The sequence below is a fragment of the Methylobacterium frigidaeris genome (assembly GCF_022179185.1).
In the GTDB taxonomy this organism is placed as follows: domain Bacteria; phylum Pseudomonadota; class Alphaproteobacteria; order Rhizobiales; family Beijerinckiaceae; genus Methylobacterium; species Methylobacterium frigidaeris.
The window spans coordinates 1-13,147 of the sequence record NZ_BPQJ01000085.1 but is presented as its reverse complement, the minus strand read 5'-3'; the positions used below and the strand labels follow the sequence as shown (position 1 = coordinate 13,147).

Annotated in this window: 11 protein-coding genes; 1 reads left to right on the top strand and 10 read right to left on the bottom strand. The window is 61.9% G+C overall.

Going from position 1 to position 13,147, the window contains the following annotated elements:
• Positions 1-241: 241 nt before the first annotated feature.
• Positions 242-1,321 (top strand): L-lactate permease, encoded by a 1,080-nt coding sequence (locus tag MFF64_RS35555; protein ID WP_238193746.1) that lies wholly within the window; start codon positions 242-244, stop codon positions 1,319-1,321.
• A gap of 882 nt (positions 1,322-2,203) precedes the next feature.
• Here MFF64_RS35555 and MFF64_RS35550 read toward each other — a convergent pair.
• The 10 genes from MFF64_RS35550 to MFF64_RS35500 form a co-directional block, all read right to left on the bottom strand.
• A complete protein-coding gene (locus MFF64_RS35550; protein ID WP_238193745.1) occupies positions 2,204-3,511 on the bottom strand; it encodes an MFS transporter in 1,308 nt (435 codons plus the stop codon).
• 121 nt (positions 3,512-3,632) lie between these two features.
• Entirely contained in the window at positions 3,633-4,772 is a 1,140-nt protein-coding gene (gbd, locus tag MFF64_RS35545) for a 4-hydroxybutyrate dehydrogenase (protein ID WP_238193744.1), read from the bottom strand.
• 78 nt (positions 4,773-4,850) lie between these two features.
• On the bottom strand, positions 4,851-5,156 hold the full coding sequence (locus tag MFF64_RS35540; protein WP_238193743.1) for a DUF1330 domain-containing protein: 306 nt from the start codon (positions 5,154-5,156) through the stop codon (positions 4,851-4,853).
• A 59-nt stretch (positions 5,157-5,215) separates the two neighbouring features.
• Complete coding sequence (locus MFF64_RS35535; RefSeq protein WP_273557207.1) at positions 5,216-6,271, bottom strand: ABC transporter substrate-binding protein; 1,056 nt, start codon at positions 6,269-6,271, stop codon at positions 5,216-5,218.
• Complete coding sequence (locus MFF64_RS35530) at positions 6,271-6,558, bottom strand: hypothetical protein (RefSeq protein WP_238193741.1); 288 nt, start codon at positions 6,556-6,558, stop codon at positions 6,271-6,273. The genes MFF64_RS35535 and MFF64_RS35530 overlap by 1 nt, the downstream gene beginning before the upstream one ends.
• 41 nt (positions 6,559-6,599) lie before the next feature.
• On the bottom strand, positions 6,600-7,358 hold the full coding sequence (locus tag MFF64_RS35525) for an ABC transporter ATP-binding protein (RefSeq protein WP_053081675.1): 759 nt from the start codon (positions 7,356-7,358) through the stop codon (positions 6,600-6,602).
• Complete coding sequence (locus tag MFF64_RS35520; protein WP_238193740.1) at positions 7,352-8,158, bottom strand: ABC transporter permease; 807 nt, start codon at positions 8,156-8,158, stop codon at positions 7,352-7,354. The genes MFF64_RS35525 and MFF64_RS35520 overlap by 7 nt, the downstream gene beginning before the upstream one ends.
• A complete protein-coding gene (locus tag MFF64_RS35515; RefSeq protein WP_238193739.1) occupies positions 8,155-8,925 on the bottom strand; it encodes an ABC transporter permease in 771 nt (256 codons plus the stop codon). Before MFF64_RS35515 ends, MFF64_RS35520 begins: the two co-directional genes overlap by 4 nt.
• A 287-nt stretch (positions 8,926-9,212) precedes the next feature.
• Positions 9,213-9,944, bottom strand: a complete 732-nt coding sequence (locus MFF64_RS35510; RefSeq protein WP_238193738.1) for a FadR/GntR family transcriptional regulator — start codon at positions 9,942-9,944, stop codon at positions 9,213-9,215.
• Between the two features lie 1,092 nt (positions 9,945-11,036).
• Positions 11,037-12,653, bottom strand: a complete 1,617-nt coding sequence (locus MFF64_RS35500) for an FAD-dependent oxidoreductase (protein ID WP_238193737.1) — start codon at positions 12,651-12,653, stop codon at positions 11,037-11,039.
• Positions 12,654-13,147: the final 494 nt, after the last annotated feature.

Genomic DNA, 13,147 nt, shown 5'->3' with positions numbered 1-13,147 from the left:
TCATCCTCCGTTCGTGAAGGGCCTCACTCTGTCTCACGGGCGCTGACGGCGGACAGTCGTTCCCTACATCCTCGGCGGCCTCTTCTTCTGGCGGATCGCGCTTCGGCCAAGCGGACCGGCGATCCCGGAAAGGTCGCTGTCCGGTGCACGCGCGAAGCGGCGGCTCCTCTTTGCGGCCTGCTTCCTGATCGGTCCGTTTGCCGAGTCCGCAACCGGCTTCGGTGTCGGCATCATCGGGACAATGATGCTGGTGCGGTGCCTCGACGTTGCACCCGTCCCGCTGCTGGCGTTCAGCCTGCTGAGCCAGACCATGATCCTATGGGGCGGGATGGGAAGCGGCGCCATCGTGGCTGCCGCCTTCGCCCGCACGGATCCCACCACGCTGGCGGTCAACACCAGCTGGTTCATGGTCGCCTTCAACCTCCTCTGGCTGCCCTTGTTCTGGCGGTTGGCGGAGCGTGCCGGCGTCTCCTGCGGCTGGCGCGAGCGGGTGAACGAGATGCTCTGGCTGTGCGCCGGCTTAGCCGCGGTGATCGCCGCGACGGTGGCCCTCGGCCCTGAGACGGCGATGCTTGCCGCCTATGGTCCGTTGATCGCGCTCCGCTACGTCGTCGACGAACGGCCGAGCCGCCGCGAACTCCTCTTCGCCGCGCGCAAGGTCGCCCCGTTCGCCGCTCTGATCACCTGGCTCCTCCTAACCCGGCTGATCCCGCCGCTGAAGCAGGTCCTCGAACAGGCCGGGCGCCTCCAACCGTTCCCGGGTGCACCGGCGTGGTCTCCGTTATTCCACGCCGGAACGTGGCTCGTCGTTGCCGCCATCGTGACGGGATTGCTGCGAGGGCAGGCATACGCCTTCGTGCAGGAGGCGAGGGGCGCGTGGAGGACAGGGCGGCTGGCCGTTCTGACGATCATCGCCTTCGCCATGATGGCCGAACTGCTGTCCGGATCCGGCGTCGCCGAAGGGCTGGCACGCGGAATGTTCGAGGCTCTCGGCCGCTGGTCGGTCCTCGTGACGCCCATCATCTCGGCGGTGTTCGGGGCGCTCGCAAATAGCGGCAACGCGGCCAACGGCCTGTTCATGGCCTCGCAGCTCAGCCTCGCAGCGGAGGCTAATCTGAACCTGGCAGCCGTCACATCGCTTCAGCAGGCTGCGGCGCTCTCGCTGAACATCGTTTCCCCGGTTCGCATGTCGGTTGTGTGCAGCTTGGCTGAAACACCGGGGATGGAACGTCAGGCCTACCGTGCAATGCTGCCGTTTGCTACCGTGGTGATCATCGTACTACTCGCTTCGGCGCTGATGATATCTGGGCGAATTCTGTGAGTTATTAAGCGAAGAAATCAAATGCGATATGATAAGATATGACAAATAGCGCTAAAAACATATATTGCTCGATGGCGATTTTCCGTTAAACGGAAGGGCTCACATAAAGTTCATCATGATCTAACCTGCTCAAGTGGCTACCGAATGGCCGGATACAGTGCAGGCTGGATCCCGGCCGTTAGTTTGACCATATGCCCCGCGCAGGGGAGGAGAGGTCGGCCAGCACTGAAGTTTCGGAGGCGTCATACAGCACGTTCGGGGGCCATCCTGCTGCCCTGGGATGCTCCCGAGCCGCTCCGTTGGTCCTGGGGCATCCTGAGTCCAGCACGACAGCTTCGCCCCTGTGGGGCAGCTCTGCCAATGGATGTCGCCGTGGTGCCCAAGCTGTGAAACAAGCGGACCCTCGAACCGCCACCTCGAAGGTCCGCATGGGGGCATCTTGGACCCTGGCCACTTGCCCCGAAGCGGACGTTCTGCCTCTTCGACTTCGTCGTAGGTACCGATCAGCAGCTGACATCGATGGCATGGAACGGATCAGCTGATCGCCCGCTCACGTGCTGAACCGCATCGAAGGCGTTCCAACGCACCTACGAGGACGGCCTTGCCGCCCTACGGAAGCGGTACGCAGACAGGGGCTGAATGGCAGCAGGGCCTGCGCAGCTCCATCGCGGCACACATTAGCGTGAAGGAAACAGGTACCGGACTCGACACGCAGAACGCCGATCCCGCTGTGCTGACCGGCTACACAGCGGGGTTTGAAGTGACGCTTCACCGTTGCGACAGACCTGGAAGTAAAGCCTAAGATTTCTCAGAGAAAATTCCGTAGCATCGAAGAGGCTAATGCCTTTTTTAAAAAGGCGAATCTGATGAGACCATCAAATGCTAATTACGCTCGCCAGCTACAAGTGGCGGAACAAGCACTCCATCAACTGCAAGGCTCGAAGTAACTGCCTCATCGGATGATGCACGCTCGTAAACGCGCTTCGGCAGGCACCAAACAATAAGGCCCGCTGACAGCGCGCACACGCCAGCGATAGCGTAGAGAGCTGCGTCAGCACTGCCCGTCGTGTCTCTTACTACTCCCACCATGTAGGGTCCGATCACGCCACCGAGCTGGCCGACCGAGTTGATCAGGGCCAATCCACCCGCAGCTGCAACCCCCGTCATCACTCGCGCAGGCAGGATCCAGAACAGCCCGAACGACGCGATGATACCGGTGGCTGCGATGCTGAGGCCGACCACTAGCATGACGGTGCTGTTGCCGAAGATGCCGCACATCACGTAGCCCACAACCCCTGCAAGGGCGCATCCAGCCAAGTGCCACTTCCGCTCGCCTGTCCTGTCCGAGGAGCGGGCGATCAGCGTCACACCCACGAGGGCCACTAGGTAGGGCAGCATTGTGATGAGGCCGATGATGAAGGTATCGTTGGTGCCCGCTGTCTTCACGAGCTGCGGCATCCAGAAAAGGATCCCGTAAATCCCCATGGCGAGCCCAAGATAGATGACCGAGAACACGTAAGTGCTTGGCTGCCGAAGTGCGACGCTGAACGAGTGCGTGCTGCCGGACCGCGGCTCCGCTTCGAGGCTGGCTGTCAGAATACGCTTCTCGTCGTCGTTGAGCCACCGCGCATCCTCGACCCGGTCATCGAGCCACGCCATGACGACGAAGCCGAGCACGACCGACGGGATACCCTCGAGCAGGAAAAGCCACTGCCATCCGTGCATGCCTCCGACGGCGTCCATGTACTTCATGATGGCGCCTGAGATCGGTCCTCCGAGAATTCCGCATAGTGCGATAGACGTGAAAAAGAACGAGTTGATCCGTCCGCGCTGCTTCGCCGGGAACCATTGCGTGAAATAGTAGACTGCTCCCGGCACGAATCCGGCCTCGAACATCCCGAGCAGGAACCGGAGAACGTAGAACCACACTTCTGTCTTCACGAACATCATCAACGCGGAGGCGATGCCCCAGCTGATCATGATCCGGGCGATCCAGAGCCGGGACCCGACCCTCGCCAAGATCATGTTGCTCGGGATCTCGAAGACGAGATAGCTGATGAAGAAGATGCTCGCACCGAGGCCGTAGGCGGCATCGGACAATCCCAGCTCGCTCTGCATCTGCAGCTTGGCGAAGCTGATGTTGACGCGGTCGAGATAGGCCATCCCGAAGCATGCGACGAAGAGCGGCACGATGCGCCAGCTCGCTTTCCTCAAGACAGAGTCGAGCGTAGGAGCGATAGCTCCGCCGCTCGCTGCAACAGAATTCGATGGCATATCCAGTCTCCACCCGAGATTTTTGTATTTTTTGAAATCACATGACTTGACGCTGCATGCTTTCGTAGTCCGCGGCCGAAGCGTCGCGCGGATTCGTCTTGTGGCTGTGGTCGGCGAGTGCGCCCTTTACGATAGCCGGAATGAGGTCGGCGCCGACGCCCATCTCCGACAGCGTCGTCGGCAGCCCGAGCCGTGGCGTCACGCTCCCGATCGCCGGGCCGACCTCGCTGCCTGCACCGAGCGCCATGGCGCCGGCCAGCCGGTCCATCTTGCGGTTCGCCACCACCGTCTCGGCCGAGGCATTGAATGCGAGCACTGCCGGCAGGAGGATCGCGTTCAGGGTTCCGTGATGAAGCCTGGGATTGAGGCCGCCCAGCGCGTGGCTGAGGCTGTGCACGGAGCCAAGGCCCTTCTGGAAGGCGAGGGCGCCCTGAGTGGACGCGCTCATCATGTTGAGCCGCGCGTCGCGGTCGCCGGGGTTCGCCGTCGCGCGCTCGATATGCGCCCAGGCACGCTGGAGACCGTCGAGCGCGATCCCTTCCGCCGGGGGGTTGAAGGACGGCGACAGGAAAGCCTCGCTACAATGGGCGATGGCGTCCATGCCGGTGGCAGCGGTTAGGATCGGCGGCAGCCCAAGCGTCAATTCGGGATCGCAAATCGCCGATTTCGGCACGACGTGGGGCGACAGGATGCCGACTTTCCGCCCATCGTCCAGGATGATCAGGGAGCCACGGCCGACCTCGCTGCCCGTGCCCGCGGTGGTCGGGATCGCGACCACTGGCGGCGTTCTGGCGGTGATGCGGGCCGCTCCTCCCTCGATCGCCGCGTAATCCTTGAGCGCTCCTCCATGTGCGGCAAGCACCGCGACCGCCTTGGCAAGGTCGATGGGAGATCCGCCGCCGAGCGCGACGACGCCATCGCATCCGTGCTCCCGATACAGCTCGAGCGCTTCGCGAACCGCAGCCTCGTCCGGGTTGCCGGGCGTGCCGTCGTAGACCGGCACGCCCGCCCGGCCGGGGAGTTGGCTGAGAACCGTGTCGACCAGGCCTGCGGCCCGCACGCCGCGATCCGTGATCAGCAGGGGCCGCGCGACCCCGACCCGCTCGCATTCTGCTGCGAGCGCCGCGAGTGCCCCGAACCCGAAATTGATCTGTGTGATGTAGTTGATGACGTTCATTGTACTCTCACGCTGGTCTGTCTCGCGGCAGCGCCGGAGCGACCACTGTGAAACAGTGGTCGATCTTGGAAACATACTTCAGGCCGGCTGCGCGCCGTCGTAGCCTTCGACGATGATGAGGTCGTTATGGGCGTGGGGGGCCCGGATGGCGACGAGGCGCTGGTACTCGGGGGAATTGTAGCAGGCGACCGCCGTTTCGTAATCATCGAATTCCAGAACGACGGTCCGCGAGCGGGTGCTGCCTTCGGCCTGGATCTGCCTGCCCGCGCGGACGACGAACCGGGCGCCGAACTTCGCGAAGACAGGGCCGTTCTGCTTCGTGTACTCACCGTACCCACCCGGATTAATCAGATCGCCGTGCGCGATCCAGTAGCCTTTGGCCATGACGTGGTTCTCTCCTCGTTGGCGTGTGGCGGACCGCGGAAGCCCGCCCGCGGGAAGGGTCACGGTTGGAAGACGAAACCCGGCTTAATCGCCAAGTCGTCCGGGATCGGCGGGAGGTCCGAGAAGAGCTCCGGGTGCGCCTTCATGACGGCCAGGATCGGCCGCGGATCGACGTGCTTGTTGACGTCGAAGGTCGACTTGATGGTGCCGAGCTTCGCCAGGGTGTCCTCGGCGGTCCAGAGCGCCCGGTAGTTGTTGCGCGACAGCCGCCGGTCGAGCTGCTGCACGTTGAACTGCATCGCCGCCTCCGCGACGTCACGCTTCAGCCCGGGGATCCAGCGCGTGCCGATGCCGGCGGCCTGCTTCGGGTTCTTGCGCATCCACTGATCGGCTTCGGAGGTCGCGGCCAGGAACTTCTCCGCCAGCCCCAGATGCGCATCGACCCAGGAGCGCAGGGCGACGGCAAAGCCGATATAGGAGATCACGTCGCCTCCGCGGATCACCTGGAAGGCGCCGGGAACGTCCTTCTGCGCGATGATCGGCCACGGGTCCCAGCCGGCGAACGCATCGACACCCTTCGCCAGAAGCGCCACCGTCATGTCCGGGGGCGGCGTGTTCACGAGCGCGACGTCGGCGGGTGTGAGGCCCGCCTTCTGGAGCAGGCCGAGGATGTAGAGGTGGTTGATCGTGCCGAAGGAGGTCGCGATCTTCTTGCCTTTGAGGGTCTTGAGGTCGCCCGCGACGATGCCCGAGCCTTCGCGCGCGACGAGCGCCATCGTGGCATCCGACCCGGCCTTGGTCGTGCTGCCGCTGAAATTGCCGAGCGCGACGAGGTCCATGCCCCGGAGGACCGCGCCGATCATGGGAACGCCGACCTGGACGATGTCCGTCTCGCCCGCTTGAAGCGCATTGAGAGCGTCGACGCCCGTTGGGTAGGGTCTCGCGATCGTGACGTCGAGCCCGTGCTTCTCGAAGAACCCCCGCTCGAGCGCGACGGGAATCGCCAGCATGTCGATCGCGCTCACCATGCCGACGTTCATCTTGACCGGCTCGTCGGCTCTGGCGCAAACGACCGACAGCGCCAGAGCCGCAGCGGTAACAAGTCGTCTTATCATTATTGATCCTCCCTCAGCGGTTCGACCTTCCTGACCCAGAACGGGCGGGCGAGCGACGTCAGATCGCTCGTTCTCACCCCGCGCAGTTCTATCGAGTGCTCATCGGCACCGGCGATGCGCCCGTATCTCTGCACGGCGAGCACGTGGAACCTCTCAGGCGTGAAGGGCAGATCGATCTGGACGTTCACGCGTCCACTCGCCCGGGAGAGGTCGGGCGAGATCTTACCGGGGGCCGCAACGGTCAGCCAAAGCTGGAAGCCGAGCCAGCACGCCATGACGCCCAGCACGGTGCGGGTCCGCGAGGACCGCAGGAATGCGCGCGCCCGGGTCACGCGAGGCGGACCTGCTGGAGGACCCGCGCCGAGATGGTCTTGAAGCGATCGTCGTGAACGAGACGGTCCCACACGCGGGGCTGCGGAAGGTCGACCGCGATGTCGTCCAGCACGCGCCCCTTCGAGAGCACGACGACGCGTGTCGCCAGGAACACGGCCTCGGGCACGTCGTGCGTGATGAAGATGACGGTCGGCCGCCGTTCCTGCCAGATCCGGGTCAATTCCTCCTGCAGGGTCATGCGCGTCTGCGCATCGACGCTGGCGAAGGGCTCGTCCATGAGCAGCACGTCGGGCTCGTTGGCCAGCGCGCGGATGACGCCGACCCGTTGCTGCATGCCGCCGGAGAGTTCGTTGGGGTAGCGGTTGGCGGCCTCGGCCAACCCGACGAGGGTTAGGTATTCGCGAGCGATCCGGTCCCGCTCGGATTTCGGCACGCCCTTCATCCTGAGCCCGAACCCGACATTGTCGAGGACGGTCTTCCACGGGAACAGGGCGAAGGACTGGAAGACCACGCCGCGATCGGCACCCGGGCCGCTGACGGACTTGCCGTTGAGCAGGATGTCTCCGCCCGATCGCGGGATGAATCCGGCGATCATGTTCAGCATCGTGGTCTTGCCGCACCCGGATGGACCGACCACGGAAACGAACTCGCCCCGTTCGACGGTCAAGGACAGGTCGCGGATCACCGTGACATGCGCGTCGGCATACGGGTTGAAGTAAGTCTTCTCCAGGTTCTGGATCGAAAGAGTCATGATGTCACAATCCCCCAGCGTTCACCAGTCGCCTTCTCCAGAGGAGCGAGTATCCAAGCGTCGACAATGTACCATAATGTTCCAAGTATGATCATCCCGAGGATGATTTCGGTCGTCGAGCCGGCGCGTCTGGCATCGAACATCAGGAAGCCGATGCCGCTCGTGCCGACGATGATCTCCACGGCGATCAGCGCCCGCCAGCCGTAGCCGAGCCCATTGCGCAGACCGGTCAGGATGTTTGGCAGAGCTCCTGGCAGGATCACGTGCCACAACACGCTCAGTGACGACGAACCGAGGCTGCGTGCCGCGCGCGGAAGATCGCGCGGGATGGTCTCCACGCCCAGCACGGTGTTGAGGACGATCGGGAATAGCACCGTATAGACGATGACGAACGTCATCGTGCCCAGACCGAACCCGAACCAGATTAACAGAATCGGCAGCCACGCGATGTCGCCGATAGCTTGAAAAAATAGGAGGATCGGCCAGAAGACACGGTGCGCTATTTTGTTGGTCGCGATCAAGAGGCCGAAGGGAATTCCCAACACGATCCCGATCGCCGCGCCCAGGGCGAGGCGCACGAGGCTATCCTGAAGATAGTCCGGCAAAATACCTTTGTAGGTGAGGGTGACGAAGGATTTGACGACGTCGCCCGGGCTGGGAAAGAACGCCGGCGGAAAGACGCCGGCCCAAGCCAGTATTTCCCAGAGCGCCAGGATCGGCAGAAAGGGCACGAGCGTCGCGATGACAGGCCATCGCTCCGTAAGCCTGACGTAGGTGCTCCAGACATGCAGTGCTACGTTCATGATTGCCTCACCATGCCCCAACGCTCGATCGTGGCGCGCTCAAGCGGTACGAGGATCAATCGGTCGATCATGAGCCAGATGATTCCGATCAATACCATGCCAAGAACGATCACTTCTGTTCTGTAGAAATCACGTGCAACAAACAGCATGTAACCGAGGCCCACGTTTGTTGCGATCATCTCGGCCGCGATCAGCCCGCGCCATGCAAAGCCGAGACCGGTCCGCACACCCATGACGATGTTCGGCAATGCACCCGGAAGGAGCACGTGGAAGAGCAGCGCCCATCGCCCGGCACCAAGGGAAGATGCAGCGTTCCGGATCGAATGGGGTATCGTCGACACTCCGAGTAGCGTGTTATACGCGACAACGAAGAATACGGCATTGAATATAACGAAGATGATCGCACCGAAGCCGTACCCGAACCACAGCGTCGCGATCGGGATCCACGCGATACCCGCCAGGACCGAGAAAAATCGGAACAGCGGCGTCAAGAACATCGCCGTGGCGCGACTGATACCCATCGCGATTCCGAGAGGCACGGCCGTGACGACACCGAGCAATGTGCCAAGGGCGACACGGAGAAGGCTTGCCCCGACATGGGCCGGAAGGGATCCGTCGCGCAGTGATTCGAGCCCTGCTCGTGCCACAGCACCAAGAGACGGAAAGGTCCGTGGGCTGATATCGAACAACGGAACGACGATCGCCCAGATCACGACCAGCCCGATGAGGGGCGCAACAAATAAAATGCCGTCGACAATCCCGTTCATTCGTCGGAAAAGTCGTGTCGAGCGCGCACCGCGAGATGCAAGCAGCACATCATCCTCCCCGCGATCAATCTGACTGATCGCAATCCCGAGCCTTCATTGGCTTCTCAATGTTCGACTTACACAATAATCGATCGGCCCGAGAGCTCAACCGACCCAACCTCCGTCAACCGCACGCCCAACTCGGCAACTAGATTATCCTACGACGTGGCAGATATTGTCCGTCGAAGAACTGATGAAAAATCAAAGATTTACAGCAGCATCCGATATCAACGCGAGCGGCCAAGTCTTCAGCGTGCCCTCTTCCGCTGCTCGAGTCTGTCGCCCGTGAACGCCAGAACCTGCTTCATCGCTATCCGTGCGCCATCCGGGTCTCTCTCGCGAATGGCGCGTGCAGCCGTCGCATGGTTCGGAAGATTTTCCTCGAACCAGCCTGAAGTACCTACCGCCACGAAGAACACTGCGCTGAGAATCGCATTGATGGCACCGCTGAACCCCTGAAGCACAGGATTGTGCGTGGCGTGCAGGATCGCGAGGTGGAAAGCCTTATCGGCAGCGGTCGCGCTCTTGGAATCATGCGACGTTTCCATTGCGGCGAGAGCGGCGTCGATTCTCTGAAGGTCGCTCTCTGACCCTCGTTCCGCAGCGAGTGCTGCGGCTTCAGGTTCGATGATCGATCGAACCTCTTGTATGGCGAGCAACAGGTTCAGATCTGCAGCTGGTCGTTCGACCAGCCATCCGAGCACATCCCGATCCAGCAGGCTCCAGTTCTCGACCGAGAGGACGCGCGTGCCGTGACGAGGTCGCACTTCTATCAGGCCCTTCGCGGCCAAGATCTTCACAGCCTCCCGGACGACACCTCGGCTGACTTCGAAGCGCTGTTCGAGCTCTGGCTCAGGCGCAACCAAAGCGCCTACAGGTGTGATGCCTTGAACGATCTCACGGCCGAGCGTTGCGACCACGTGGTCAATTCGGCGAGGCTTCGTTCGACGAGTGAAAGATTCCAATTGCGCATCGTTCAAGAGCGCCCTCCCAAGGCGGGTGAACGTCCGTCGCCCTTGCCTCTATCGTCAGATGTTAAACGTCGGATGTTCGGTGTCAACTCAACTCACTGCGTCAATGATGGAAAAAAATGCTTCTCGTCCAGTCGCCTGTTTACCAAGTGGCAGAGGGCCATATTACCAGACCATATCATCATGCGCGATATTATGCTGTCCAAATTACGCAGATAATTTACATAAAATGTGTAGAACATAACACATATTTCTGCACCAGTGTGGACGCACAAGAATTTACCGTAATGAGCATGATACCGGTCTTGTGCGTCACCTCAGCGAGCAGCAGTTAGGATTTTCGCTGGCGTTGGTGCAAAAGTCCGCCTGCAAGCTGATTGAATTGGTGGGCCGACATTCTCGGAGTCGTTTTCCCCGATCTATGATTTGATCGTAGATGCAAAATCGTATAAAATCGATGTCTGCGCGGAGTTAGACGGGCATTATTGATCTAGATGCGATCTATTTTTCAACATGGTGCTGATCGCAACAACCTGATTGTTTGATCGCTACAATTCCGTTAAACGGAAATGGCAAGCAGCGAGCATGTTGACCTCGCCGTTCAACCGCTGGTGATCGCCGGTGGGACTTGCGAGTTAATTCAGTGATCCGTTCTCTCACGAGAGGTGCAGCGTTGCCATCGACTGCGTCGAGAATGGCGGCTGCCAGCTTGTCCAGACGAAGGACTTGAATCGGTCGTTGTGTTCGGAGATGTAGCACTTAATCAACACTTGCAGTCCGATGATCCCGCTGAATTTGCTCCGCTTCAGCTTGTGCTGTATTAAGAATGAGAAGTCAGTTCGATGAGCGTAGGCTGATCGATCGTGCTTACTGCCTTATCGTTGGTCGGCGAATCCGCGGAGCTTCGGGAGACGTTGCGTTGATGATGTTCGATTATGCGCGCGTTGGATTTAACACCCTGGTTGCGTCCGGCCTCGACGTCGATGTTTCGAGGATATCTGACGAACGCCGCCATGATCGGCCGGGCCGCAAGCTCAGGTTTACGAGCCCAGTCGCCGCGGGATCAGACTCTTCGGTCGGATGCGTGCTGGGCGGCAAGATCTACGTCCGAATGTGCTCCCACACCTTCGAGATAACGACCGATCCCTCGCCAACCGAGGCCGCCACTCGCTTGACGGAGTTGGCGCGAACGTCCCCGACCGCGAAGATTCCCGGATGCGACGTCGCATAAGGCGAACGCGCGCCGATCGCGTCGCCAGTCAGAACAAAGCCGTGGCCATCGAGCTCGACGAGTCCCGAAAGCCAGCCGGTATTCGGGGCGGCGCCCACCATGACGAACACGGCACAGGTTGAGATCATGCGCGTCGTTCCGTCGGTGAGGGTGCGGATTGTCACCGCGTCGAGACGGGCGTCCCCGTGCAGGGCGGTGACTTCGGCCCCGTACTCGATGGTGATCGCCGGGTCTGCCTCCAGCCGGCTCGACAGGTATCTTGACATGGATGTCGCGAGCGATTGCCCGCGGACCAAGAGGCGCACGTGTCGCGCCGAGCGGCTGAGATACATCGCGGCCTGGCCCGCAGAGTTGCCGCCGCCGATGACGATCGCCTCGGCATTCCGGCAGTAGCGCGCCTCGATCTCCGTCGCAGCGTAGTAGATGCCTGCGCCCTCGAACGCTTCGAGGCGTTCGATTGGCAATCTCCGGTACTGGACGCCGGTCGCGACGACGACGGCCTGTCCCCGGACGCGCCGACCGTTGTCGAACGCCGCACAGAACGAACCGTCCCTAAGCCGTTCCAACTTCACCACGCGCCGCGGCATCGCGAAGCGCGTGCCGAACTTCATCGCCTGGATCTCACCGCGCCACACAAGATCGGCGCCTGAGATCCCGGTCGGGAAGCCCATGTAATTCTCGATCCGGCTCGATGTGCCAGCTTGGCCGCCGATCGCAACATCCTCGATGACCAGCGCGCGCAGCCCCTCCGCACCCGCATAGACGCCCGCCGCCACCCCGGCCGGACCGCCGCCCACGATGAGGACGTCGAAGGCCTCGTCGTCGACGAGGTTGTAGTCGAGGCCGAGCAGCCGCGCGACCTTGGCGGGCGTCGGTTCGGTCACGACCACGTCCCGGCCGAAGATGACCGCCGGTCGATGAGCCGAAATCGAGCAGGCCGTGGCGACGCTCGCCGCCTCCGGGCTGCCCAGCGAATAGGTCCTGTAGGGAAGCCGGTTGCGGCTTGCGAACTCGGCGATCCGCCGTACGCTTCGGTCGTCGTCCTCGCCGAGGAGCACGAGCGTGCCGTCGTGCGAATCGAGCTGCCGTCGCCGCCTAGCGGCGAGGACCGTGATGATAATGTCCGACATCTCCGGGATCTCGGACATCAGCCGCAGCATCTCGGGGCGCGGCACCTCGATGACGACCGTATCCGCGCTCGCCCGCATGGGCATCGACCAGACGCCGCCGTTCAGGAACGAGATCTCGGCCATGAACTGGGTCGGTCCGAGGGTGGACGGAAGATGGCGCTTGCCCGTGTAGGGGTTGACCACTTCGATCTCGCCGACATCGACATAGACGAAGCGGTCGGCTGGGTCGCCGGCACGGACGAGAAAGGCACCGCTCGGGTAGTGCTTCTCAGCTCCGATGGCCCGAAGCGCGGCGACGTGCGATGCGGCGAGAGGAATGCGCTGCATCTCGCGCAGGTCACGGCCGATCGTTTCCATAGGTCGTCCTCGTCGCAGATCATCCGCATCTGCGCAGCATCGATGGGTCAGCTTTGGTAGGCAAGACCCCCGGCGGGGGCGATCGTTTGATCGAAGCTGGTGGCCTGAAAAGGATTACGCAGGACTTGCAACCCAGACCAGAGCCGCCGTCTGATTGAATGGTACCAACGATGAACAATAAATTATCGAGATGGTACGCAAAGCCGGATGTTCGCTCTTAGGCTGAAGGCGGAGGTCCGATGGTGGCGCGGAGCGGTACGAACCGAGGTGTGAACTCCGGCATTCTGCGGGCGTTTCAGCCAATGCCTCCAAAGGACTACAAAGGATTCATGCTCCCGTTCAGCGGCGACATTGTCACGGCCTGCGCGCGGCGGCTGAATTCGCGCCGGCGCAGAGGAGGGGCCGAAGACGATGAGAGGATCCGGCGGATCATGACCTTAGCTCGACTTTGGCCATTCATGCCGCGTTGCAGAGGGCGTAGGCCCAGGGCGGGG

What these genes read in the sequence shown, in the direction of transcription:
- MFF64_RS35535 (WP_273557207.1), bottom strand. Translation starts at nt 6,271, where the DNA reads ATGATAAGACGACTTGTTACCGCTGCGGCTCTGGCGCTGTCGGTCGTT.
- MFF64_RS35540 (WP_238193743.1), bottom strand. Translation starts at nt 5,156, where the DNA reads ATGGCCAAAGGCTACTGGATCGCGCACGGCGATCTGATTAATCCGGGT.
- MFF64_RS35515 (WP_238193739.1), bottom strand. Translation starts at nt 8,925, where the DNA reads ATGAACGGGATTGTCGACGGCATTTTATTTGTTGCGCCCCTCATCGGG.
- MFF64_RS35555 (WP_238193746.1), top strand. Translation starts at nt 242, where the DNA reads ATGATGCTGGTGCGGTGCCTCGACGTTGCACCCGTCCCGCTGCTGGCG.
- MFF64_RS35500 (WP_238193737.1), bottom strand. Translation starts at nt 12,653, where the DNA reads ATGGAAACGATCGGCCGTGACCTGCGCGAGATGCAGCGCATTCCTCTC.
- MFF64_RS35520 (WP_238193740.1), bottom strand. Translation starts at nt 8,158, where the DNA reads ATGAACGTAGCACTGCATGTCTGGAGCACCTACGTCAGGCTTACGGAG.
- gbd (WP_238193744.1), bottom strand. Translation starts at nt 4,772, where the DNA reads ATGAACGTCATCAACTACATCACACAGATCAATTTCGGGTTCGGGGCA.